Raw genomic sequence first — 25,171 nt, 5'->3', positions numbered from 1 at the left:
TCTACGCTGACAATTCATGCTGGATGGCGTGGGCGACAAACTGATTCAGGCTTTCACCGCGCGCCCTCGCTGCGTCCACCGCATCCCGATGCAGTCCCTCCGGCAGTCGCACCTGGAATTTTCCCGAGTAGGCCTTGGTGGGTTCGATCCCTTTCTCCTGGCACACCTCCAGGAAGATGCGCAGCGACGTCTTACCCTCCTCCCGTAGCGCCTCCACACTGTCTGCGTAGAAGTCCGCGCTACCATTCAGGCCGGTAAATTCTCCCCGGAACATCTCGATCTCGGGGTCGTACTGGATGATGGCCCGATAGCCATCAATGACCATGAGGTTGTTCATGGCGTTACTCCGTTTTCATCCAGCCATTTGCGAATACTCGCCACAGCTCATCCTTGGCGCACCCCCTTGCAGCAGCGCCATCTTGCAGCAGCACAAAACCAGGCCTTGAAACCCAAAAGCCGCCGCTTCGGTGCATCGAAGCGGCGGCTTTTCGTCGGGTGCCTATTTAGTGAAAAAGCGGTGCAGGCCTGTTGCATGAATGACAGCGCGAGCCTGTCAGGGCGTTACATCACCACAGCCAAGGCTCGGCTCGGCTTGGCCAGCCCTATCCTGGCGGGAAGCTGACCATACGCTCACCAGCAAAACATGTGCTACTCCCATGAGCGCTGATTCTTGGGCAGATCGCCTGCAGGGTCATAAGCGACCAGCCGATCGCTCTCTACCATTGCATCCGTATAGACCACGAGATTCATTCCCTCGGGATTGGCCATTGAAGGAAACAAGATGCCAACGGCTCCACTCTCCAAAGCAACATCGGCAAGTTGGCGCATAAGCCCAACGGGGCGTATGAATGCGATAGGCCAAACAATCCAGCCCATATTGCATTTTCATCCCACCGCCCCGGCCCTCAATGCCTGAAGGTAGCGCACGACATCCTTGCTACGTCCCTCGCTGACCAGTTGTTCGGGGGTTCGGTAATCGAAAGTGCTGATGGGCTCATTGCGAAACCAGAACAGGGCATGTCGAAAATTGCCGTTGATGTCGGTAGCTGCACGCAGCACTTGCAAGGAGTCTCGCAGAAAGCCTTGTAGCTTCTCTGAGCCTTGCGCCCGTGAAAGCGTGACCCGGTGGACATGGGCATCGGTGGCCAAGGTCTGTAGATCCATGCTCAATGCTCGCGCGAAGAGCTTGGGATCGATGATCGGCTTACCCGCCACCGTAGCGGATCGCTTGAGATCCTCCACGAATCGCTCAAAAGTCTCGGGCGCCTGGTAGTCGTCCAGGTCGATGATAGCGTCACCACTCATAGGCATATGCTCCTGGGCAGCAGCTCGCAATTTGCATGCAACCTTAATGCTACATATTTGCATCATAGCCGCTTCAAGCAAAGGCGTCCATTTCGCCCTTGTGCCTACTCTGAAACACAAAAAGCCGCCGCTTCGGTGCCTCGAAGCGGCGGCTTTTCGTCGGGTGCCTATTTAATGAAAGAGCGATGCAAGCGTGGTGCGGGAGTAGTGCGAATCGGGGGCGAGAGGATCAGGGCGTTACGTCACGCCCGCCAGGGCGCGGCGCAGCGTTAGGCAGACCAGGTGCGCATCGCTGCCATGCCGTTGCCTTGCGCTACCGGCGCCGGGGCTTGCCCCAGCGGCAAGGGGCCCTGCTGCTCCCACACCAGGTCGACCGGGTCGCTCTGCGGCTGATAGCCCAGCGGCGCCTGTTCCAGCAGCTCGCGAATGCGCGGGGCGTCGAAGGTCAGGCAGGCGTCGAACAGCGTCTCGAGCAGCCCTTCCAGCTCTTCCCAGCGCAGCGAGATCTCGTTGGCGGTCATGATCCGCGAATGGCTGGTGGCTTCCACGCACTCGCCGATCAGCAGCTCCTCGTAGAGCTTCTCGCCGGGGCGCAGGCCGGTGTAGCGGATCTCGATTTCACCGCCCCCGGCGCTGCCCGCCTTGCGATCGGGGTAGCTCGGCTCCAGCCCCGAGAGGCGGATCAGATGGCCGGCCAGCTCGGCGATCTTGACCGGCTTGCCCATGTCGAGCACGAACACATCGCCGCCGCGCGCCATGGCGCCGGCCTGGATCACCAGCTGGGCAGCCTCGGTGATGGTCATGAAGTAGCGGGTGATCTCCGGGTGGGTCACCGTCACCGGGCCGCCGGCGGCGATCTGGCGGTGGAACAGCGGCACCACCGAGCCACTGGAGCCCAGCACGTTGCCGAAGCGCACCATGCTGAAGCGCGTGCCCGCCTGGGCCCTGGCCACCCCCTGGCACACCAGCTCCGCCAGGCGCTTGCTCGCCCCCATCACGTTGGTGGGCCGCACCGCCTTGTCGGTGGACACCAGCACGAAGCTCTCCACCCCGGCCTCCACCGCCGCCCAGGCCGTTTCCATGGTGCCCATCACGTTGTTGCGCAGCCCCTCCACCACGTTGTGCTCGACCATCGGCACGTGCTTGTAGGCCGCGGCGTGGTAGACCGTCTGCACGCGGAAGGCGATCATGATCTTCTGCACGCGGTTGCGATGCTGCACCGAGCCCAGCAGCGCCTTCACCGGGCAATCGATGCCCTCGTCCCGGGCGATCTGCCCAAGCTCCTGCTCGATCTGATAGAGGCTGAACTCGGAAAGCTCCAGCAGCAGCAGTTGCGCCGGGTGCTGGCGCAGGATCTGGCGGCACAGCTCGCTGCCGATGGAGCCCCCGGCACCGGTTACCATCACCACCTTGCCGGTGATATTGGCGCCCATCAGCGAGGCGTCCGGCGGCACCGGGTCGCGGCCCAGCAGATCCTCCGCCGAGACATCGCGCAGGTCGTTGATCTGCGCCCGGCCGGCCACCACGTCGGCCATGCCCGGGATGGTCTGCACCGGCACTTCCAAGGGCTCGAGGCTCTCGAGGATGTCGCGGCGCCGCGCCCGCGGCGCGCTGGGAATCGCCATCAGCACCTTCTTGACCCCGTAGTCCTCGATCAGGCGGCCGATGTCCTCCTGCACATACACCTTCAGCCCCTGGATGTAGACGCCCTTGAGCGCATACGCATCGTCCACGAAGCCCACCGGCTCGTACTCGCTGCCCTGGCGCAGCGACTGCACCAGCTGACGCCCCGCCGAACCGGCCCCATAGACCACCACGCGCGTCTTGTAGCGCAGCCGGTTGCGCAGGTAGACCCCGCGCAGCGCAAAGCGCACCCCGCCCACGGTCAGCAGCGCCAGCATGGCGTAGATGAACGGCACCGAGCGCGGCACCGGCAGCTGGAAGAGATAGTTGACCAGCATCAACGCCAGCGCCGACGCCCCGACCCCAATCGCCACGGCCTTCACCGCCTTCATGCTCAGGTAGCGGATCACCGCCCGGTAGAAGCCCAGGCGAATGAAGATCAGCAGGCTCACCGGGATCACCACCGGCAGCACCCACCACACCCTCGGCTCCGTCACGAAGGCCCAACTGTCCAGGCGCAGCAGCATCGCCAACAGGAAGCTGACGGTGATCAGCAGACTATCCGCCGCCAGCTGCAGCATGCGCTTCTGCCGCCGCGGCAGCCCAAACAAAGGCTTGAAGATGGTCATGAGCATAGGAGGAGACCTCGCTTCCATGAAGAAGGGGAGATAAGGGGGCAGGTTGACGACAGGTAGCGCCAGCAAAGCGCCCATTTGGCCGTTCAGGCCTTGTAAAACTCTCGGTACCAGGCGACGAAGTTGGCGACGCCCTCCTTCACCGGCGTGGCGGGCTTGTAGCCCACGGCCTTTTCCAGCTCGGTGCTGTCGGCGTAGGTATCCGGCACATCGCCCGGCTGCAGCGGCAACAGATCCTTGATCGCCTTCTTGTCCAGCGCCGCCTCGATTGCCTCGATATAGGCAGAGAGCTTTACCGGGTCGTTGTTGCCGATATTGAAGATCCGGTACGGCGCGTTGCTGGTGGCCGGGTCGGGGCTGTCGCTGTTCCACTCGGGGTTGGGCTTGGCGATATCATCGCTGGCGCGGACTACTCCTTCGACGATGTCATCGACGTAGGTGAAGTCGCGGGTGTGGTGGCCGTGGTTGAACACCGGGATCGGCTCGCCGGCCAGCGTCTTCTTGGTGAACAGGAACAGCGCCATATCCGGGCGGCCCCAGGGGCCGTAGACGGTAAAGAAGCGCAGCCCAGTAGTCGGCAGGCCGAACAAGTGGCTGTAGCTGTGCGCCATCAGCTCGTTGGCTTTCTTGGTTGCGGCGTAGAACTGCAGCGGATGATTGACGCCCTCGTGCTCGGAGAACGGCATGTTGGTATTGGCGCCGTACACGCTGCTGGTGCTGGCGTAGGTAAGGTGCTGTACCTGGTGATGCCGGCAGGCCTCAAGAATGTTCGTGAAGGCCACCACGTTGCTCTGCACATAGGCGTGGGGGTTCTCCAGCGAATAGCGCACACCCGCCTGAGCGGCCAGGTGAATCACCCGCGCCGGCCGATGCGCCTCGAACGCCGCGTTTACCGCCTGCAGGTCGGCAAGATTCTCGCGCACGAACACATACTCGCTACCGGTACGCGCCGCCGTCTCCTCCAGGATCTTGAGCCGCGCTTCCTTGATGGTGGGGTCGTAGTAGTCGTTGACCACATCGAAGCCGATCACGCTGTCGCCGCGCTCCAGCAGGCGCTTGGCAGTGTGGAAGCCAATAAAGCCGGCATTGCCGGTCACAAGAATTTTCATTGCCATCCTATGAGAATCAAGGGGTCAGGTATCGAATCGGGGTTCGGCGCTTACAGCCGCAGGTCCACCGCTTCCTTGGTCAGCACATATTTCAGGTCATAAAGTACGTGCGTCGGCTTGCCCCACGCTCGGATGCCCTCGGCGCCGAGTTCGCGGAACTCGCGATGGGCGACAGCAAGGATCATGGCGTCATAGGCGCCGGCCTCGGGGGCCTCTACCGGGCGGATGCCGTACGCCTGCTCGGCCTCGGCCTTGTTGACCTGGGGGTCGTAGACATCCACGGCGACGTTGTAGTCGGCGAGCTCACGGACGATATCCACCACCCGGGTGTTGCGCAGGTCCGGGCAGTTCTCCTTAAAGGCCAGGCCCATCACCAGCACCCGAGCGCCCTCCGCATGGATGCGCCGCTTGATCATCTGCTTGATCAGCTGGCTTGCGACGTAGGCGCCCATGCCGTCGTTGATGCGCCGACCGGCGAGGATCATCTCCGGGTGGTAACCCACCTGCTCGGCCTTGTGGGTCAGGTAGTAGGGGTCGACGCCGATGCAGTGGCCGCCCACCAGCCCGGGGCGGAACGGAAGGAAGTTCCACTTGGTGCCGGCGGCCTCCAGCACTTCCTCGGTATCGATCCCCAGGCGGCCGAAGATCACCGCCAACTCGTTGATCAGTGCGATGTTGATATCGCGCTGGGTGTTCTCGATGACCTTGGCGGCCTCGGCGACAGCGATGGAGCTGGCCTTGTGGGTACCGGCAGTGATCACCTTCCGATACAGCGAATCCACGAATTCGGCCACCTCCGGCGTGGAGCCCGAGGTCACCTTCTTGATGGTGGTAACGCGGTGTTCCTTGTCGCCCGGGTTGATGCGCTCCGGGCTGTAGCCCGCGAAGAAATCTTGGTTGTAGACCAGCCCCGAGACCCGCTCGATCACCGGAATGCAGTCCTCCTCGGTGGCGCCCGGGTAAACGGTGGATTCAAAGATCACCACGTCGCCCTTGCTCACTACCTGGCCCAGGGTCTCGCTCGCCTTGATCAGCGGCGTGAGATCCGGCCGCCGACTGGCATCGATCGGCGTCGGCACGGTAACGATATACACATTGCACCTGCGCAGCGCCTCAAGCTCGCTCGAGAAACTGATCTGGGTCGCCTGTGCCAGCAGGTCCGGCTCCACCTCGAGGGTATGGTCGATGCCATCGTTCAGCTCACGGATGCGCTGGGTATTGATATCGAAGCCCACCGTGGGCAGCACCTTGCCGAACTCCACCGCCAACGGCAGCCCCACATAGCCCAGGCCGATCACGCCCAGGCGCACGTTATCCATGTCCATTCAAGTTTCCATATTTGGTTCATTTGATTATTGCGAGACGCCGCCGCATGCAGGTCAGACTCGGGAGGGGGTAGGCAGGGGCCTGACCCAAGGGCGCTACGCGGTGGCCAATCCCATCACCGCGTTAATCACGCGGCAGGTCTTGTCGATCTCTGCTTCGGTCAAGGTGGGATGGCAGAGGAACATCAGGCTCGTTTCGCCCAGCTCCCGGGCGACAGGCAGCGGCTGCTTGGGGCGCCAGCCGGGGCCGCCGGAATTGTCATCAGAGTCGCCATCGAAGGCCTTCTCGAGATACACCTCCGAACAAGTGCCGGAGAAGCACGGCACCCCTCGGGCGGCAATCTCGCCCATGATGCGGTCGCGGCTCCAGCCTTCTGCCAGCTGTTCAGGCTTAACGAACACGTAGCATTTATAGGCGACATGCTCGATATGCGCGGGCACCTCCGGCACCCGCAACCCGGGGCATTCACCGGCGGCCTGCCAGATTCGCTGGGCGTTGGCCTGGCGGGCGGCCTTCCACTCGGGCATACGCGCAAGCTGGATGCGCCCGATGGCGGACTGCATCTCGGTCAGCCGCCAGTTGGTGCCGAAGCTTTCGTGCAGCCAACGAAAGCCCGGGGGATGCTCACGCTCGTAGACCGCCTCCCAGCTCTTGCCGTGATCCTTGTAGGCCCACATGCCCCGCCACAGCGCCTCATCATTGGTGGTGACCATGCCGCCTTCGCCGCCGGTGGTCATGATCTTGTCCTGGCAGAACGACCAGCAGCCGACGTGGCCGATGCTGCCGACGCTACGCCCGCGGTAGCGGGCGCCGTGGGCCTGGGCGCAATCCTCGATCACGTAAAGACCGTGCCGTTCGGCCAGCGCCATCAGCGCATCCATCTCGCAGGGCCAGCCGGCCAAATGCACGGCGATGATCGCCGTGGTGCGCGGGGTAATCTTGTCCGCCACCATGGCGGCGGTAATGTTCTGCGAATCGCGATCCACGTCGGCGAACACCGGCACGGCCCCGGCGGTGACGATGCTCGAGACTGAGGCCAAGAAGGTGCGCGAGGTGACGATGACCTCATCCGCCGGGCCGTCATGACAGCCGACACCCAGCCCCTTCAGCGCCAGGTCCAGCGCCGTGGTGCCGTTGGAAACGGCGATGGCATAGTCGCTGTCGGCAAACTGCGCAAACTCGCGCTCGAACTGGCGACCCTCCTTGCCGGTCCAGTAGTTCACTTGATTGGAAAGCAGCACGCGCTGCACCGCCTGCGCCTCTTCTTCACTAAAGGAAGGCCAAGGCGAAAAGGGTCCGTTGAGCATTAAGATTTCTCTTCCACATTAACGCCACCCATCTTGCGAGATGAGCCAGAAGCCGTATCGCGAACATCCTGATGTTTTACATCACCGGTCGCTTTTAAACTCCTGGCCGGCACACCAGCAACGATGCTATTGGATAAAGGATTAGACACAACAACAGAACCGGCCCCGATCATCACATCCTCGCCGATACGGATGCCTTGCCTGACAGAAGCGCCAACACCCACCCAGCTACGATCACCTATCGTGACATCACCTGATATATTTGCACCAGGCGCGATGTGCACGCACTCACCAAGCTGGCAGTCATGGTCGATAGTTGAGCCTGTATTAACAATGCAGCCACGGCCGACTCTTGCAAAGGCGTTAATAACGGCCCCCGCTACGACGACACAACCTTCCTCTACCTTGGCGAAACGACTGACGACAGCGTTAGGGTGAACCAGAGTAGGAAGTTTTGCGCCGTGCGAAACCAAGTCCTTTAACTTATCGCTTCTGACGTTGTTATTTCCTATTGCCACCACAACGCCATCATAATAATTGACACCTTGCAAAAGAGTAAAAAAGGAGCCATGAATCATCCACTCTTCCAAGCGTGAGCGCGTGGGCCAGGCATCATCGTAGAAGTGAACAACATCCCACCCCAACTGCAAGGCAATATCGACAACCACTTTGCCATGGCCACTAGCACCAAAAACTGCCAACTTTTTCATGCCTACCTCGCAACACCAAAATATCAATTATTCTTACTATTTCTAACTGTGCCTTTAAATCTAGGCATTGCCACACTTCCTTGTTGAGTAATTCCTTCTCTGGCGAACACTTTCTTTGCTGTCAAAAAAAGCACTTTCATATCCAGAAAAAAGTTATGGTTATCGACATACCAGATATCAAAATCAAACTTCTCCTCCCATGAGATCGCATTGCGCCCATTGACCTGGGCCCAGCCGGTTACCCCCGGACGCACCTCGTGGCGACGATACTGTTCCTGGCTATAGAGCGGCAGGTATTCCATTAAAAGCGGCCGCGGCCCCACCAGGCTCATGTCGCCCTTTAGTACGTTCCACAACTCGGGCAGCTCGTCCAGGCTGCTAGCACGCAAAAAATTGCCGAACGGCGTCATGCGCTCGGCGTCCGGCAGCGGATAGCCGTCGGCGTCCGTGGCGTCACGCATACTACGAAACTTGACCATTTCAAACGGCTGACCATTCATACCGGGTCGTATTTGGCGGAACAGTATCGGCGCCCCCAGTTTCCACCGAATAAGCAAGGCCACGATCAGCAATAAAGGAGAAAGCAGTATCAGGAAAAAGAGAGACAGCAGGACATCAAACAGACGCTTAATCATATAGGTCATTAGAAAAGAGAGAAATTTGACGGCTAATAAACGATACAAACAAAAACTTTGCCGTCCACGGGACAGGTTTTTTATCTTGCCAGCGCTTTCTCGCCTGACCGTCCAGCACCATGAAAGCGCTTAGACTCGGTAGAAATAGCAGCTTCTGCATGATGGTTATTTCTAATCCCCATGGTCTCGCAAAGGCGCTCGGTGAAGTAGCTAAACTCTAGGCGTTCTCTCAGCGGATGTTGGCCTGTATCTTCAGCCTCTAGACTTTGCTTTGGGGCGTAGACTGGCTCCATTGACTGGAAGGCGGCTATCACGCTGTCTTTATCCGGTGCAGCGGCAAGCCCAACCTTATGCTCTTCCACCCAGCGAGCCACGCTGGTGCCTCGACCACAGATGGCGAGGATCTGACAGCCGGCCAACACATAGGCAGATGACTTGCTGGGAAAGGCGTAACGGGTCACTTCGTCGTCAATAGGCAACAACGCCCAGCGATGGCGATTAACAAGCGCCGCAGCTTCAAGGGCAGGCACGACGCCGTGATAGGTGACTGCCTCGAACTCCTCGGCTAACCCTGCGATCTGCGAGGCGTACACACCGGCGCCGGCGAAGGTGAAGCGCATGCTGCCACCTTGCTTTAGATAATCGCGGATGGCATCAAGCAACAGCGGAATACGCTGTAGACGACCCGCATTGCCACAGAACACCACGTCCCCACCGCGATTGACGGTTGTGTCCTGCTCTACCGGAAAGGCTGGATTGTCGAGCAGATCGATCTCGGCCTGGGTATTCGAACGCTCGCGGATGTAATGGCGCATATCCTCCGTGAGCGTGATCAGGCGCTCAGCATGACGCATGGTGAAATCATCAATCGAGGTGAGCAGCCAGGAAAGAATCGGATTCAGCCGCACCACGATATGCGCGGCCTCTGGGTGGATATCCTGCAGATGGTAATAGTAGCGAGCGCCGAACAGCTTGCAGTAGAGCATCACGATAAAGGGCACCACCACCGGCGGGTTGGTGGAAACATACACCTTTGCGGGGCGGTATCTGATCAGGCTGGCAAACGTCCACGCCATGAAAATCAACGCATCCAGGCTGCGCTTGATAAGGCCGGAGGAGGACTCTGCGCGAGAGCGGCAGTCCAAAATATCTACGCCCTTGCCCCGGTCTGCCTGGTCCAGCTTCTGGCGCAGACGACCATCTTCAGATTGGGTTACGACAGCCACTCGCTGTTCCATGGCGCAGGTTTCTGCCAGCCGAAGCAGCGCTTCGCCAACTACCTGTCCCTGGGGCCAGAAACCCCGATTGACGATGGCCAGGTCTGTCTTTTTTTTGAGCATTACCATTCGTACCTGTTGAAGTCATCCATATTGCGCCAGCGGTTGGCCAGCTTGGCGGTGCCGGTGATAAGCCGCACCACGCGCTCGGAGGTATTGCGCACCTGATAAGCTTCGGGTGTCTCACGCTCGGTGCCGGAAAATACCTCGCGTGATGCGGTGGCGATACGCACGCCGTCCAGCAGCCCTTCCTTGCCGAGACCAGTCAGCGCGATGGCGCCGGTATCCAGCGCTTCGGGGCGTTCGATGGAGCGGCGCAGCGTCACCGCGGGGAAGCCGAGAATCGAGGCTTCTTCGCTGATGGTGCCGCTATCCGATATGGCGCAGTGGGCGTGCATCTGCAGGTGGTTGTAATCGAGAAAGCCGAACGGCTTGAGAAAGCGAATGCCCTCGCCGCCTTCGGCCAGCCCAAGTGACTCCAGGCGGTTGCGTGTACGCGGATGGGTGGAGACCACTACCGGGTAGCCATAGTGCTGGTGCAGAGCCTGCAGCGCCTCGACCACCTCGCGTAGGTTGTCACAGCTATCTACGTTCTCTTCGCGGTGCACACTGACGATGAAATACTTGCCGGCCTCCAGCCCAAGCGTCTCGAGAATGCGCGACTGCTCGATCTGCGGCAGCATGTGCTCCAGCACCTCGCGCATGGGCGAGCCGGTCAGATAGATAAAGCGGTGCGAGAGCCCCTCGCTGATCAAGTGGCGTCGCGCATGTTCGGTGTAGACCAGGTTGAAGTCGGCCAGGTGATCGACCAGCTTGCGATTGATCTCCTCCGGCACGTTGGCATCGAAGCTGCGGTTCCCGGCTTCCATATGGTAGGTGGGGATCTTCATACGCTTGGCCATCAGAGTGGCGATGGCGGTGTTGGTATCGCCCAGCACCAGCACCGCATCGGGCTTCTCCTCCAACAGCACCTGCTCGGTCTTGATCAGGATCTCACCCAGGCTACGCCCGAGCGACGAGGTGTCGACGTTGAGGAAGTGATCCGGGCGGCGCACGCCCAGTTCCTCGAAGAACACATCGTTGAGCTCGTAATCGTAGTTCTGCCCGGTGTGCACGATCTTGTGGTCCACCACCTGATCCAAGGCGGCCATCACGCGGGAAAGGCGAATAATTTCCGGGCGCGTACCCAGAATGGTCATGACTTTCATCGACTGGCTCGCTTAATGAGGAGGTTCAGGGTCCAGCACCGGCTCGAAGTAGGTGTCCGGTTTCTCCGGATCGAAGATCTCGTGGCTCCAGAACATCGTCAGCAGCTCCTCGTCTCCGGTGTTGGTGATGCTGTGGGTGTGCAGGGTCGGCATATCGACGTAGGCCGGCGCCTCTCCACTGACGTGGAACTCTTCGACCTTGTCATCCAGCAGCCGGCGAATGCGGATCACCGCCTCGCCCTTGACCACCAGGAAGCGCTCGACCTTGTAGAAGTGGTAGTGGTTGCCGCGAGTAATACCGGGCTTGGTGGTGGAGAGAAACGCCTGGCCGCCGTTGCGGTTCTTGACCCCCTCGAACAGCGCCCCGCGCTCGTCGCTATGCAGCGTCAAAGCCTTGGGGTAGTAATGGGGATAGAGGAACGAGCGCAACGTGTTGAACAGCTGCAGGTCGAAGCGATCGCGCAAGTCGGGAATCACATCACCGGTGTAGCTGCGGTGCATATCGACCAGCTTGCCCGCGGCGCTGGCGACGCTCATGGTGCGCCCTTCCAGGCGCAGCTCGCCGGTTTGGCCACGCTCGAAGGCGGCAACGATTGCCGCCGCGATATCCTGAGCGTGCAGCAACTCCAGCTGGCCTGAACCGTTGATCGCCAGTTCTTCTCCCGCCGCTAGCTGATGACAGAAGGTATGCACCGCCGAGTTGTAATGGGGCCGCCCGCCTTCACCGAACACATGCGGTAGTACCAGTTCGGTGTAGCGGGCCTCCTGGCGCACCGCCCACTCGTCAAATACACGATGCGCAGCCTGTTTGCCGCGGCCATAAGGCACATCGCGGTCGCGCTGGGTGCTGTTGGCATAGAACAGATGCGGGGTGGCGGCAACGCGCTCAAGCGCCCCAGTCAGCCGCTCAGCCAGTTCGCGGTTGCCCTGCTCAACCCGCTCGTCACTATCCCGGTTGATACCGGCGCAGTGAAGCACCCAGCTAGCGCCTTCCAAGGCAGCCGCCAACTTGTCGTCATCCTGAAAGGCGTACCGATCAAGTAGCACTAGGCTGTCGCGGTAGGCCGGCTGGGCACGCAGATGCAGGTGGACGTGCCGGCCGAGCAGTCCATTGGCTCCGGTGATAACGATCTTCATGGAAACTCTCTGATGGGTTAGCAGGCAGGGTGAGGACGCTAAATCAGCGATCCAGGGCGGCGCGCACTTCCGGCAGCGTCAGCAGCAGATCCTTCAGCTCATGCTTGTTGAGCTGATAGGTGTTGTGGGAGTGGTAGTCATCGGTGGCGGCCTCTTCCACGTCCCCTTCAGTAAAGTACTTGCCGTAGTTGAGGTCGCGGTCGTCGAAGCTGACGCGGTAGTAGTCGCCCATATCCTCGGAGCGGCGCAGTTCTTCTCGGTTGGCCAGGGTTTCATAGAGCTTCTCGCCGTGGCGCATGCCGATGATGCGCAGCTCGTTTTCGGCGTGAAACATCTCAAGCAACGTTTCGGCCAGCAGCTTGACGGTGCAGGCCGGGGCCTTCTTGATGAAGATGTCGCCCTGGCGAGCATTCTCGAAGGCGAAGTTGACCAGCTCGATCGCATCCGGCAGCGACAGCATAAACCGCGTCATGCTGGCCTCGGTGATAGTCAGCGGCTTGCCTTCCTTGATCTGCTTGATGAACAGCGGAATAACCGAGCCACGGGAGCACATCACGTTGCCGTAGCGCACGCACGATACGGTGGTCTCCCCCTGCACTAGCTGGCGACTTGCGGCCTGGGCGGTCTTCTCCATCAGGGCCTTGGTCATGCCCATGGCGTTAACAGGCATTACCGCCTTATCGGTGCTCAGGCATACCACGCTCCTGACGCCGGCCTCCACGGCGGAATCGATCACGTTCTGGCTGCCGAGGATATTGGTTTTCACCGCCTCCAGCGGAAAGAACTCACACGACGGCACCTGCTTGAGCGCCGCGGCGTGGAACACCAGATCGACACCCCGCATAGCCTTGTCGACCGACTGTCGATCGCGAACGTCACCAATATAGAACTTCAGCTCAGGCCGGCCATAAGCAATGCGCATCTCTTCCTGCTTGGTCTCGTCACGGCTCAAGATGCGAATTTCCCTGCAGCCATGGTCAAGGAGATAGTGGGCCATGGTCTTGCCGAAGGAACCGGTGCCGCCGGTGATCAATACGGTTTTTTTATCCAATGACATGCGAAGTCCTATTTCTTCATCAACGCGTATTCAAACATGGCCTTGTTAGCCTCAATGGCCTCAGGATTTACAAATTTATTCTTGGCCCAGGCTAATACTTTCTGGCGCATACAGAAGTGATCTTTAGCGGACATTGCCACCAACTCATCAAGTATGGCGCTGAACGTTTCAGGATTAGTCAACGGAAGATCCCAGCCAATGCCGAGGTCTTGAAGGTTTCGCCAGGGAGTAGTGTCTGCAATCAAAATAGGCAAACCCGCACAAAGTGCTTCTGCGATTACGTGACCATAGTTTTCACCCTTCGTCGGGAAGAAAAACACATCATATTTCACTAGCGTTTTAACCACTTCATCGGGATTTAACGTCCCTTTGTGCTGAACCTGAATGTGTGATGGCATAGCCGAGATCACCTTCTCACACTCGCGCCAATAATCATGGTCTTCGATTGGGCCATAAATATCATAAGCCAGAGGTTGCTGAACGTTTCTCAGCATCTCAAGCGCAGCAAGCAAGTTCTTCATTGGTGAGATACGGGAAACAAAAACGGCCCTCAAAGGGCCAGAAGTACGAGACTCCAGATACACCGCAAACTCTTGCGAGCCAATATTCTCAGCAACGCGGATATCCACCCCGGAGCCAAGTGCCCGACGGATGTCTTCAGCTTCAAAATCGCTGGACACCTGAAACACAGTACTTTTGTGCAGTCCAAGTAACCTGAATGCTGTGATGAACAACCGCTTCTTCATGAATTTAAAAGCCAGCGCGCCTTCTGAAAACTCTCCTCGGGGCGCAAGCACCACCTTTTGCCGAAGCGACTTCGCTATCAAAATCGGAAAAAAAGAAAACCGGGGCGAGAAAAAACTGTTTAAATAGACAATATCATAGTCTTTGGCACGCAACTCACGAGCGGTTTGTGCGTAACAGGTTTTGCCGGGTTGCGAATAAAAGACAGATGCATTACCTACTTGGTTCCATGCGCCACAGGTTACAGAAGTGTATGGGGAGGAGTCACCTAGGTCTCTATCGCTGGTGATGAGTTTGAAGGTTATTTCATCACCAGCCTGGTCGAACAAGTTTTTAATGGTTTTTATGGGGCCGCCGCCTTTGTAGCCGGGGAGATAGCAGCCAGTGAACGTGAGGATACGCAATTTTCTTTCTGACATTGCTTTTAATGCTCCCACACAAATTTAACTTTACGAGTCAAAAAACGCCTGAGAAGTATAAATAAAATTACAAACATGATACTCGGCAACGCGACACGTGCAGAGAATGATGTCATCCCCCCCCAAACAAGCACCATCATGCTTGCGGAAAAAAGAAGCACTCCATTTCCATTCAGCCCTTTGATTCGGTATAGAAAATTCACAGGAACCGCTAAAACTGCCATGATAATTAGTGACGTGAAAACACCCAGATACCCAAGGTAATATATATGATCCCCAATCAATGTAGAAGCAACGGAATGGCCAGCATCAACCAGATAGGTATCGAGATGACGAACCGTATATTCAAAACCGAAACCATACGGCTTGCTAGGCCATATATCCCGAGGAACGAATACGAAGAGTGTGAAGATTATTTGATCGAAGAACCCTGCAAAATCATAACCCCGCTGCTCAAACTGCTCGATTAATGAAGATGCGAACCTGTAAGGCGCATAGGCAGAATCATACAGGGCAGCTTCGAAGCTGTTAAATTTTAGCTTAAGCAAATCTCTGCTGGAAAAAAGAGTTGCAGCTAAGCCTGGGATCAAGCCAAAAACATATTTGTTTATATGAAACCCAACTGAGTATGCAAACTGCAGCCCTGCTAGAAGCAACCATCCAACAGTTACAGTTCGACCAAAACCGCTCCAAGAAAACAAAGCATAAGCAATAAACACAAGAAAAAACGCAGAAAATATTGCCGAGTTTCTTCTAAAGTTATTCTGAGAAAAGGACATTGACATTAGGATAATAAGAAAGGCGAACAAACCTTTAACGAGCCCCCCTTCGCCAAGCACCACAAGAGCCAAGCAAAAAAAGCACATTGAAATGAATAAATAAACAACAGCTCCACGCTCATAAAAGGGCTTTACTTTGGTCTTTCTAGTCAAGAAAATAAACAAGAGAGACGCAATCGTAGTTAAAAAATACAGAGAGAATTCAACCCCCAAATAGTACCAATTTAAAATTGCCGGCAAAAATATAAAAGTAGAAAAGCCTAGAAAAAACATCATGTGAACACTTGAACGCCTCTCTACGATTAAGCCAATATATATGTAAGTCACTAACGCAATAAAAAAAGCGAGGTGACCATTAGGCACAAAAAGCCCGATAAGCAATAGAACCATCAACATCAGAAAAAAGAACGTCTTTAACAACTAATTGCCTACTTTTTATCTAGTGAATAGTAAGATATTAACTTAATTCAGAGTGCCAGGGAGGCAAGACCGTAGATGAATCACAATACAATGAATCAAGTACCTGAAGCAAATAACTTGCTCCAGACTTACCACTCAAACAAGAAGCCCATTTAGAGATACACAATCTTTGTTTGGGGTCGATTTTCCCGGCCAGCAAGCTTTTGTGCAAAAGCAAGATAAGCTCTTCTAAAATCCCAGAACGAAACACTCCACCGACACCGCTTGCCTTAACAACAACAGCAGACCCACAGGCATTACTCACAATCACAGGCGTCCCACTCATTAGCGCTTCCGACACCACTGCCCCCCAGCCATCGTACCGACTAGGCAACACCAGGCAATCTGCAGTTCTCATCTCCTCGCGAACATGAGCCATTGGAAGCGAACCAATCCAATCTACTCGGTCAGGAAGCATGGCTTCAGCTTTTTCTTTTAATTCGGTTTCCAATGCCCCACTACCCACAACCGCCAACTCAAAATCTCGGTTTTCTGGCAACGAGGCTAGCGCCTCAATTAGCAGGTCTAATCGTTTTAGCTGTATAAATTGTCCTACAAAGATAAAACGAAACCTGCTAGATGGGGCTTTAGGATAGTTATGGCTACTCTCAGCCTCAGGTAGAAAATAGGCAAATGGAAAGACCTTATTTTGATTTACTCCTCTGGCAACAACCCAATCGGCCGTATTCAAGCCTGTGGCCAGAACTGCTAATAAATTTTTATCTGCAACTTTGAATAAGCAAAAGTATATTAACCTTTTAAAATAACCGAAAAAACCATGATCATCCACTGTTTCCATGACCACTATTTGCTTTCGATCTGACTTCTTTAAAGCTGACTGTACAGCCGAAATAACGCCGTTTCCACGAATTCCTTGGCAGATATGGAGAACGTCATTAGGGGCCGAGTTCGCGAGTGCTACAGCTTCATTTTTAGTTGGAACCAGCTTTAGATCAGCTTTGCCCAAGGGAGGTGTCAGCCATCCTTGTTTCCTTCGATCTTCAGACATCTCCTGATTAGCAATATACGAGACATCTACTCCTATCTCTGCAAGTTCAGATGCAAGATTTACCATGTGAGGGCTTATGATTAACTGCCAGAACCAGACTTTCATAAAAATTCGAACCTTAAAGTCGCTTACACAATCCCAAAGCTCGAAACACCAGCATACTGCTAGTGGTGTCATACGCAGGGAAAACGCATAAAAACTCTCACACCGCGAGAATGTCCGCCAGGTACGTCTCATCCAGCGCGGCTTTCTTCTGTTTTCGCCGAATTCCACCCTTGAAACGCTTCTCGCCTTTCAGGTAGTTCAAAGCAATATGCCGGACCCTGGCGAGGTTTTCGGCTGCCTGTCCGCGGTGAATTTTGCAGGCGTCTTCTCTAAGGGCGACGTCTAGTGACCAGTGGAGTTTATTCTCGACAAACCAATGCTGGCGAGCCGCTTCGGCGAGCTTTTTGGCGCTCAGCTTGGCTGAGCTGATGGTATAGCGAATCATCGGGGCGTCGGGCGCTTCGTCACCTTCTTGGCGGAAGCTCATCACCACACCGACCGTTTTCAAGCCCGGCCATTCGTAGCTAAGCTCCTGAAACTCTTCAGTAACATCACTGACAATGTGGTAGCGCGTCTCCTGGCGCCCGCGGTTCTTCTCATCCGTGACGTAGGCATCCCCTTCGAAATTGACCACCTTCGCCATGGGGAATGCCGCCTCAAATGCGTCTGCCAAGGCGGGCTGATTACCCTTCACTGACAGCAGGTAATCCGCGCCTTGTTGCAGCACCTGGGTGGCGATCTTTTTCTGGCAGCCCATGGCATCGATCGTCACCAGGCAACCGTAGAGGTTAAGCAGCTTGAGCAGCTCAGGAATCGCTGTAATCTCGTTGCTTTTTTCCGCTATCTTGACCTGACCCAGCACCACCCCATTGGCCGCACTGAAGGCGCTGACCATATGGAGGGCGCCCTTGTTCTTGCCTCGGCAATAGGAGCCTCGTAGCGTCTTGCCATCAATGGCGACCACCGCCCCATCGGTGACGTCATGGCAGGCTTTCATCCACTCAGCGAACGCGCTTTGCAGCTGATCAGCATTCACCAGGGCCATGACCCTCGCCAGGGTGTCGTGGCTGGGCACCCCAGCGCTAAAATCGCCGTACTGACGCAAAAAATCCAGCTTCGCGTGGCCAAAATCCTCGATTTCATCCCAACCTTCCGCACCAGAAATCACCGTGCAAACGGTCATAAACAGGATATCCGACAGCTGATGCTGCACTTTCCAGGCTTGGCGGAAGTCGGGAATGATCGATAAATGGTGCATAAGGGACGGTGTCAGCATGGGGCCATCCATGAGCAAAAAAGCGTTAGATGACCACAACAGCTCCTAGGGGTAAAGCGCTACGAAGCCCGTCATAGCGCGGTTTTTCATGCGTTGTTCCTGGTGTCATACGCAGCTAGCGAAAAGAAGCTTAGGTTTTTGGTTGGGATTGAAGCTAGGCGTAGGAGCAAGGGGAGGAAGAGAGCCAAAAATAGGAAAGCTATATCTCGGAAATCAAGCTTATATTGCAGGATATACGCCCCAGCAAAAAACTCGGACTGAAAACAGTTGAATGGTATCATTTCCGGTATAAGATTTTTCGAGCAGACTTGATTAACAGTCCATGTAATCTTGCTGCACTAACTCCGCTAAAGAGACTACCGAGAGTGCGGTATGGATACCCATAAATGTTAGAAACGACAGAGTGCCCACTCAACAAAGTAGCTTCATCAAGCATTCTCTGACCTTCCTCTATAAAGCCCGCCATAATGAAATTTGAGGCTTTTCCCCTTAGCCTTTTAGCCCAAGCGTCACGCACACACTGGTGCTCGAGTAAGCTTTCTACAGATTCGTAAGTATATTTATCATTCAATAATTCACTTTTCGGGTCACATTTTCTATTGGTAATTCTTGAAGGTGAGTCGTGAATCCTTTGTGTATAACAGTGCACATCATCGAACATGAATCTATAACCTGCTATTGCTAAGCGAATATTCAAATTCCATTCTTGGGAAGACATTAACCGTAAATCAAACCCACCAACCTTTTTAATCGCTTTTGCGGGATAGAGCGGCAATGATGTCATTAAATTTTTAGATATACGTCTAGACACTTGTTGAGGCAACGAACCACTAGCAACTGCATCATCCAAATTAGCTCTCAAGGTTTTTCTTTTACATATTCTACGATGCTCCCAAACAATATCACGAAAACCGTAATTTATTACTTTTCCCTCATTCATCTCCGCAGCATGAAACTGCTTTTCCAAACAGCCCGGCAGGAGATAGTCATCAGCATCCAAAAATTTTATATAATTACCCAATGCTTTTGTTAGACCCAAATTTCTAGCAGATGGCGCTCCAGCATTTTTTTGTTTAATTAAAGAAACGCAATTATACCCTCTCGCTGCTTCATATGATCCATCGACAGACCCGTCATCAACAACGATATGCTGAACTTTAACACCATCTTGGTTCAAGACGCTTTCTATACACTTTCTAATGTAATCTTCTCCGTTGTATACAGGAGTTATAACTGTTATATCATATTCCATGCTTTAACTCACAAAAATCTTAAATAGCGCTCATGAAAACGCATAAAAATATTTCTAGGTGTTTTTCATCCAGTGCGCTTTTTCTGTTTACGCCGAATGCTACTTTTTAAAGTGTATTTCTCCTTGAGTTAATTCAGCACGATATGACAGTCTCTCGTGGTTCTCTGCGGCATAACCGCAGTGGATTTTCAAGATCACTAAACTTCAGACAGTTGATGCTGCACTTTCCACGTCTAGCGGAAGTCGTGAACGATCGATATATAATGCATAAGAGATGGTGTCAGCATCGTGCCTCCCATAAGCAAAAGCGCCAGATGACCACATTAGCTACTACAATTAAGGTGCTACGAGGCCCGTCGTAAAGCGGTTTTTCATCCGCTAGCAAAGCCCCCAACTCGCTTCACAGCCCTACTAATCTTGCGAACCGTATCGGACTGATCAGCTCGCAAGCCATATAACAAAGCTTTGACAGCCAAGCTCACACTTCTACTCTTGACTATAGTGCTAACCACCTCCCCCACTCTCACCGGCAGCCCTGCCCGCCTGGCAGTAACAATATAGACAACACAATGCGAGCCCAGCCGCTTACGAATATGCCAACGCTCCCGCGTGGCAAGGCTCTTGAAGCTGTACAAGCTCAAAGTGGTTTCCATGCAATTCAGGGCACCGTTCACATGCTTTGCATTCGGCGCCATTGTCATGGTTGAACCATCTCGGTTTCTCCGCAGAAAATGCACTTCATCAATTACCACATATGTGCTGCAGGCAAAGATCACTGGATAGAATAGCGCCTCATCCTCCAGGAAATTCGGACCGAACTCTAAGCCTTCCGGTCCCCAGAGCGCTATCTTGGAAACATACAAACAAGGCGAACAAAACAAGGCACCTTGTGAAAGCGCCTTATCTAGAAACTGCGCACGATCTGAAAATACACCCGAGAAGCCCCTAGAATAATCTACACAGCGGTTACCTTGATACTCGCTGTCATTGAAAGACTCACCAGAAAACAGAATGATATCCGGGCGTTGGTTGTACCGAATCTGATCCTTGATTGTGCTGACAAAGTTTTTCGTGAGCAGGTCGTCAGAATCAAAAAAGTAAACATACTCACTTGAAGCCAGGCTTACGCCAAGATTCCTGGCATTCCCCTGCCCACCATTCTCAACGGACACAACCTGATAAGGCACCGGCAACGCAAAAGCTTTTGCAACTGCCAAGGTACTGTCAGAGCTTCCGTCGTCAATCAGGATCACCTCATCTGGAAGCTCCGTCTGCTCTTTTATCGAATCCAGCGCCGCTTTGAGATATTTCTCGACGTTGTAGGCGGGGATGATGATTGAAACTGAACAATCAATCATTTAACGCATCCACCAGGAATTTCATAGAGTGTGAACGTAAACTTTCGAGAGTACCGGCGATATCGCCGCGCCTGACCAGTTTGAACATGGGCGTTTTCAGCTCAACTGTCAGCGGCTCTGCGCTAACGTTCAGCATGTTAAACAAGCTATCCAGTCTGGTTTGCCCTCGCTTCTCGTTGGGGCAGAAAATCACCTCTTTTCCAAACCGCAGCGCAAGACAGATGCAGTGGAATGAATCGGTAACCACAACTTCAGAGTTGCGAATCAACGCTACCCAATCCGGCACTTCCCGGTACTCGCGAACGCTGGAATCTTTCAGGTAGATGTTTACCGCATCACTATCGATCTCTTTACCCACCACCTTCAGATCTTCCTGGAACTCAGGCGAACTATCCAGTTTGTAGTAAACAAGCTTGGCGGCAGGCTGAATTGAAGACGGGGCAACAACCTTTTCAAAAAACGGCTCATCAACCAGTAGCAGAGGGTCGAGAACATGCTCCGCACCAACTCCGAATACATCCCTACAGATCTGTACTCCGGACTCTTCGCGGCAAGAAATCGCTCTAAATTGCTGCAGCTCTTGCCGCACCGCCTCCGTCAACACAGTGTCATCTGCCTGTTCCCATGCCGCCGTTCCAAAACTGGCGGCGTAGGCGATACGGTCTACGCCCTTCGGAACGTAGCCGAGGAAAAAGGCCAGCATGTCTTTGGCGAATGCCGGGCGCCAAACCTGATCGCTGCCGACAATAACGGAATCAAAGCCTTTTGCGGCGGTAGGAAACTCTTTCGCTGATTTGATGCGCTGTGTTCTTTTAATGAAGTTCTGCCTGAACCGCTCAAACGCTTCTTCATTGGCAACCTGATTTGCCTGCGGCGCTTTTCTTATTCCCAGTTTTCGCAGTAATTTGCCAATAAAGCTTCTGAGGTTAGCTTTTGGCTTGGCCATATAATCGAGATGCTGGGCTTCGTGACCCAGTTGGCGGCAAATATTCTCAAGAGCCGCGGCTTGAAGTACTGCACCGTAGTTATGTGTTGAGTACTGGAAGTTCAAGATTCCGACTTTTTTCATTAAAATACCAAACTTTAAACGGTTCATGATCAAAAGATACTCAAAGCCTAACCACCGCCTTAATTTTTCTTTTTGTAAAAGAAAGTAGCCTACGTAAAAACGAATGCCCTTGACGAGAGTAATGGCTATATACCGGCTGAACCGCACCTATGTATGCAGATAGATCGTTGGTATGTTTCGCGTTAAGGAACGACCGGTGCGATAGATCTCTAAGCTCTGTCCTCAGCTGCTGCCGTTTCATTTCATACCGGGGGTTCAAACTCTTGGAAGGGCTAGTTCTTTTCGTTGGGACCCAAGAGTTATCGGCCTTTTCACAATGCAACCTGTAGCCTATTGCGACCTTTCTGTGCCGCAACCCAGCATCCTGAGACTGTACAGCTTTCTCCACTCCAAGCTCATCAAGTTCTAAACGCCCTTCTCGGCGAGCATTTACAATAAGCTGTTGAATGGCACCTTTTCTAGTTACGACTACGTTCGTGCCATAACTATCCTGTACATACTCAGGCAGCCAGGCATCGCCCAAGACCACGTCGGCTGTTTCAGCAAAAACGTCATCACAGAAGTCACAGGCTTTGTACTTGAATGCACCCGCGCCCCAATCTGCACCGAACAATTGTTTGGTTGGCACTATTTTTTCGCCAAAAGTGTCTTTGGCGTAGGTGCTATAACGGTTTGCAGGTTCCGAAGGATCTTTGATTCTGAAATCTATGCCCTGAAGCTCTTGCGGGGCGATGCTCATTTGCCAAGCCAAACTTTCTGCATAGTGCGAGCTTTTCAGATGGCCACATACCAGACCCACACAATATTGGATTCGTCCTGCAAGAACCGAGTCTTGAGCCTGAAGCAACCGAATGCTTTTGATAAAACAAGGAAGACCGACCACAGCGTATCGCCCTGGTTGATTCCGAACAGTTTTCAGCACTTCAGATAACTCAATAGGGTAATAGCGAGACTTCCCACCTTGCTGAGTTTCATCTAAAGTTTTACTAACATGATACCTGAAAGGTAAGTTGTTCAAGTCTTGATCAGCAGTCTCGGATTTAACGTGTAATACGTAATCAACCAACCCCTTTTCTAGCAGCTCATTAAGCACCCAGGTGCCCATACCGCCAGAGCTTCCCTGCTTGCGGAAATCGCCTTCAGTGACATGCCCTGCATACACTCCCTTGTAATAACCTACTTGCGTATTGTATTCGCAGGTTTCTCCGTAATGCTGTTTGGCTATTTCATCTTCATTGGGTGTAGAGGTACCGAATGGGCAGAGTTTTTCGTAGTCAATCTCGGTTTTGGCAAAAACGTTAGAACTGCTCAGACGTGATTGATACTTCCCGTAGTCGTCCATAACGATTCTGAACGGGCTTTGTTCCGGCACGGCACAGGCACCGCATCCTACACAATAGCCGTTAGCGATTACTGTATCGTTAAGCGCTTGGTGGCTTTGTATAATAGTCACTTTGAAGCTAATTTCCTGGAAGTTAAAAGTTTGAGCAGACCGATGATTTCGAGTAGTTCCCGGCGCGTTGGCCTTATCAATGTGCTCAGCATGGTGTAAATCACCGCTGCAAGTACCATAAACACTGACAACCCTACAATTGGGCTCTCTATATAAAGGCTTTCTCTCAATGCATACAAAGTCGCCACAGTACCCGTCGCACAAATTGCGGAAGGTAATAGAGCCTTGCTGAACTCACCAAAAGTCACAGGTAAGAAGCGGCTGGCATAAAAGAGGAAGCCGGGTAACCGGATAAACACTCCGGAAAGAGCGTAGGCCGCGACAACACCGGACGCTCCCCAGAATGATCCGATACCAATCGAAACGATAAGAATTGACAGTGTGATCGATTTCCAGCGAAGTAGCGCCTTCGCATTGCCTATAGACACAAGTGAAACTGCCAAAAATCCGGCTATGGGCTCCACCAACGAGAAAACCGCGAGCATTCTGAAAATGGACACTGCGCCATCCCAACCCGATCCCAGAAACAGGTGAACTATCCAATCAGCAAGAACGGCCATAGTGAGTGTTACAAACATTGTGCCCAGAACCAGTTTTCCCATAATGGAGGTAATTGTGTTTCTGAGCCGAGCAGGATCGTTTGCGACCCTCGCGAGGGTTGTCTGCACTACATTCATCACTGGTGGAAGCATTTGGCTTGACGGTATAGACGTCAGCATGTTCGCGCGGTTAAACAACCCCAGTGATTGTGCACCACCAATGTAACCTACTGCGAACGGTGTCAGGTTAGTTGCAACATATCCGATAAAATTAGCCCCAGTCAGGTTCGCCCCAAACCCCAACATCGGACGTACCCCTGAGCCACGGCTCATCATAGATGGCAACCATCGTGCGCTGAACCAGCGCATGACGGTTTTGGTCGCGAAGGTGGTAATGGGGCTGATCACGAGCGCCCAATACTGCAAGCCACCAAGGGCTGCGGCAATTCCGGCCACTATTCCAGCCGCCATCGACACTATGTCGATTATGGAGATGGCCTTGAAGCGCATCTGCCTGCGTAGCAGGGCATCGTGCTGTACAGAGAGCCCCCCAATCAAGAAAGTGAGGCTCATTGCGGCCATTACCAAGGTAAGGCGGGGTTCGTCGTAGATTGAGGCAACCAAGGGTGATATTAGGATGCCGAGCAGACACAGGCTTGCTCCTAGTGCTCCATTTACCCAGAACAGGTTGGACACTTGGGCATCTGTAATTTGGTCTCTCTGGATCGTGGCCATGGAAAGGCCGCCTTCCATCATCTGGAGAGCCAGGTTACTAAACACTGTGACCATAGCCACCAAACCGAAATCGGCAGGCTCTAATAGCCTCGCTAAGATGGCGATAGAGCCAAGCTGGAGTAAAAGCTTGATGCCCTGAGCTACCAGGGTGATGCCAGCGCTTTTTACTGCTCGTTCTTTCATGCCGGTTTTTAGGTGGTCGGCGTTGAAGAGCTGGTCTTTAGGGTTTGGCAAAAGTCGAGCCTAAAAATGCTTGAGCGTAAGTAAATTAAGGAAGTTTCTGCAACACTTTTTCAGAGCCTGCCTGCGAATAACTCTAGTCAGCGGTGCATTTGAAACAGTGGTAATAGTTGCCGATTTTATCTTTAACCTTCGATAGCGTTATCAATACATGCTATTTGATTTATTTATAGCCATAGTTGTAATACCCATAACTGGTCGTGGCCTTGCGCTCTATGCCATTGAGAAACTCGCCCTTGACGTTAACACCCGCGGTTTCCATGCGGCGCTGGGCGATCTGCAATTCCCTGATCGGGTTCACCTGGAAGCGCAACACCATCAGGGTGGTGCCGCACCGCTTGCACCGAGCCATTATCAAGTTCGTCTGCTCGCCGACGAGCCTCAAGCAACCCGTCAGCCCTAAGCTCTTCTGCTGTCGGAGGTTCCAGGCTCAGGGCCAATCGTTGGATCAACTGAGCTCGCTCC

22 protein-coding genes and 1 pseudogene are annotated in these 25,171 nt (G+C 54.1%); all 23 read right to left on the bottom strand.

Features of this window, described 5'->3' with window-relative positions; translation table 11 throughout:
• Position 1: 1 nt before the first annotated feature.
• Positions 2–337 (bottom strand): type II toxin-antitoxin system HicB family antitoxin, encoded by a 336-nt coding sequence (locus tag BM341_RS17720; RefSeq protein WP_089797454.1) that lies wholly within the window; start codon positions 335–337, stop codon positions 2–4.
• 548 nt (positions 338–885) lie between these two features.
• Positions 886–1,305, bottom strand: coding sequence for a DUF2384 domain-containing protein (locus BM341_RS17710; RefSeq protein ID WP_089797450.1), 420 nt, complete (start codon positions 1,303–1,305; stop codon positions 886–888).
• A gap of 269 nt (positions 1,306–1,574) precedes the next feature.
• Positions 1,575–3,563 carry a polysaccharide biosynthesis protein gene (locus BM341_RS17705; RefSeq protein ID WP_245784324.1) on the bottom strand — a complete coding sequence of 663 codons (1,989 nt, stop codon included), beginning with the start codon at positions 3,561–3,563 and terminating at the stop codon, positions 1,575–1,577.
• 86 nt (positions 3,564–3,649) lie between these two features.
• Positions 3,650–4,672 (bottom strand): NAD-dependent epimerase, encoded by a 1,023-nt coding sequence (locus BM341_RS17700; protein ID WP_089797448.1) that lies wholly within the window; start codon positions 4,670–4,672, stop codon positions 3,650–3,652.
• 50 nt (positions 4,673–4,722) lie between these two features.
• A complete protein-coding gene (gene tviB, locus BM341_RS17695) occupies positions 4,723–5,997 on the bottom strand; it encodes a Vi polysaccharide biosynthesis UDP-N-acetylglucosamine C-6 dehydrogenase TviB (protein WP_089797446.1) in 1,275 nt (424 codons plus the stop codon).
• A 96-nt stretch (positions 5,998–6,093) separates the two neighbouring features.
• The gene (locus BM341_RS17690; protein WP_089797443.1) at positions 6,094–7,305 is read right to left on the bottom strand and encodes a DegT/DnrJ/EryC1/StrS family aminotransferase; all 1,212 of its coding nucleotides are present in this window, start codon (positions 7,303–7,305) and stop codon (positions 6,094–6,096) included.
• Positions 7,305–8,015: an acetyltransferase gene (locus BM341_RS17685; RefSeq protein WP_089797442.1), complete on the bottom strand. Its 711-nt coding sequence runs from the start codon at positions 8,013–8,015 to the stop codon at positions 7,305–7,307. The genes BM341_RS17690 and BM341_RS17685 overlap by 1 nt, the downstream gene beginning before the upstream one ends.
• A 23-nt stretch (positions 8,016–8,038) precedes the next feature.
• Positions 8,039–8,650, bottom strand: a complete 612-nt coding sequence (locus tag BM341_RS17680; protein ID WP_089797440.1) for a sugar transferase — start codon at positions 8,648–8,650, stop codon at positions 8,039–8,041.
• An 80-nt stretch (positions 8,651–8,730) separates the two neighbouring features.
• Positions 8,731–9,990 carry a glycosyltransferase gene (locus BM341_RS17675; protein ID WP_089797438.1) on the bottom strand — a complete coding sequence of 420 codons (1,260 nt, stop codon included), beginning with the start codon at positions 9,988–9,990 and terminating at the stop codon, positions 8,731–8,733.
• Positions 9,990–11,135, bottom strand: a complete 1,146-nt coding sequence (gene wecB / locus BM341_RS17670) for a non-hydrolyzing UDP-N-acetylglucosamine 2-epimerase (protein WP_089797436.1) — start codon at positions 11,133–11,135, stop codon at positions 9,990–9,992. Before wecB ends, BM341_RS17675 begins: the two co-directional genes overlap by 1 nt.
• Positions 11,136–11,147: 12 nt before the next feature.
• Complete coding sequence (locus BM341_RS17665) at positions 11,148–12,272, bottom strand: polysaccharide biosynthesis C-terminal domain-containing protein (RefSeq protein ID WP_089797434.1); 1,125 nt, start codon at positions 12,270–12,272, stop codon at positions 11,148–11,150.
• A 43-nt stretch (positions 12,273–12,315) separates the two neighbouring features.
• Positions 12,316–13,329: an SDR family NAD(P)-dependent oxidoreductase gene (locus tag BM341_RS17660; RefSeq protein ID WP_089797432.1), complete on the bottom strand. Its 1,014-nt coding sequence runs from the start codon at positions 13,327–13,329 to the stop codon at positions 12,316–12,318.
• 8 nt (positions 13,330–13,337) lie between these two features.
• Entirely contained in the window at positions 13,338–14,492 is a 1,155-nt protein-coding gene (locus BM341_RS17655; protein ID WP_089797430.1) for a glycosyltransferase, read from the bottom strand.
• Between the two features lie 5 nt (positions 14,493–14,497).
• Positions 14,498–15,667: a hypothetical protein gene (locus BM341_RS17650; RefSeq protein WP_089797427.1), complete on the bottom strand. Its 1,170-nt coding sequence runs from the start codon at positions 15,665–15,667 to the stop codon at positions 14,498–14,500.
• 61 nt (positions 15,668–15,728) lie between these two features.
• The gene (locus tag BM341_RS17645) at positions 15,729–16,844 is read right to left on the bottom strand and encodes a glycosyltransferase family 4 protein (protein ID WP_175507902.1); all 1,116 of its coding nucleotides are present in this window, start codon (positions 16,842–16,844) and stop codon (positions 15,729–15,731) included.
• A gap of 97 nt (positions 16,845–16,941) precedes the next feature.
• Positions 16,942–18,060 carry an ISAs1 family transposase gene (locus tag BM341_RS17640; protein WP_089797423.1) on the bottom strand — a complete coding sequence of 373 codons (1,119 nt, stop codon included), beginning with the start codon at positions 18,058–18,060 and terminating at the stop codon, positions 16,942–16,944.
• A gap of 277 nt (positions 18,061–18,337) precedes the next feature.
• Positions 18,338–19,312, bottom strand: a complete 975-nt coding sequence (locus BM341_RS17635) for a glycosyltransferase family 2 protein (RefSeq protein WP_089797421.1) — start codon at positions 19,310–19,312, stop codon at positions 18,338–18,340.
• A 371-nt stretch (positions 19,313–19,683) separates the two neighbouring features.
• On the bottom strand, positions 19,684–20,670 hold the full coding sequence (locus tag BM341_RS17630) for a glycosyltransferase family 2 protein (RefSeq protein WP_089797419.1): 987 nt from the start codon (positions 20,668–20,670) through the stop codon (positions 19,684–19,686).
• On the bottom strand, positions 20,663–21,766 hold the full coding sequence (locus tag BM341_RS17625) for a polysaccharide pyruvyl transferase family protein (protein WP_175507901.1): 1,104 nt from the start codon (positions 21,764–21,766) through the stop codon (positions 20,663–20,665). The genes BM341_RS17630 and BM341_RS17625 overlap by 8 nt, the downstream gene beginning before the upstream one ends.
• A gap of 13 nt (positions 21,767–21,779) precedes the next feature.
• Positions 21,780–23,111, bottom strand: coding sequence for a Coenzyme F420 hydrogenase/dehydrogenase, beta subunit C-terminal domain (locus BM341_RS17620; protein WP_139233035.1), 1,332 nt, complete (start codon positions 23,109–23,111; stop codon positions 21,780–21,782).
• 77 nt (positions 23,112–23,188) lie between these two features.
• Positions 23,189–24,700, bottom strand: coding sequence for a lipopolysaccharide biosynthesis protein (locus BM341_RS17615; RefSeq protein WP_089797413.1), 1,512 nt, complete (start codon positions 24,698–24,700; stop codon positions 23,189–23,191).
• 169 nt (positions 24,701–24,869) lie between these two features.
• Positions 24,870–25,058, bottom strand: a complete 189-nt coding sequence (locus BM341_RS19580; protein WP_245784322.1) for a hypothetical protein — start codon at positions 25,056–25,058, stop codon at positions 24,870–24,872.
• 40 nt (positions 25,059–25,098) lie between these two features.
• Positions 25,099–25,146 (bottom strand): annotated as a pseudogene (locus BM341_RS19810) (hypothetical protein); the annotation flags it as partial.
• Between the last annotated feature and the right edge of the window lie 25 nt (positions 25,147–25,171).

This window comes from Halomonas korlensis, from assembly GCF_900116705.1.
Taxonomy (GTDB): domain Bacteria; phylum Pseudomonadota; class Gammaproteobacteria; order Pseudomonadales; family Halomonadaceae; genus Halomonas; species Halomonas korlensis.
This window is presented reverse-complemented; position numbering and strand designations above follow the sequence as displayed.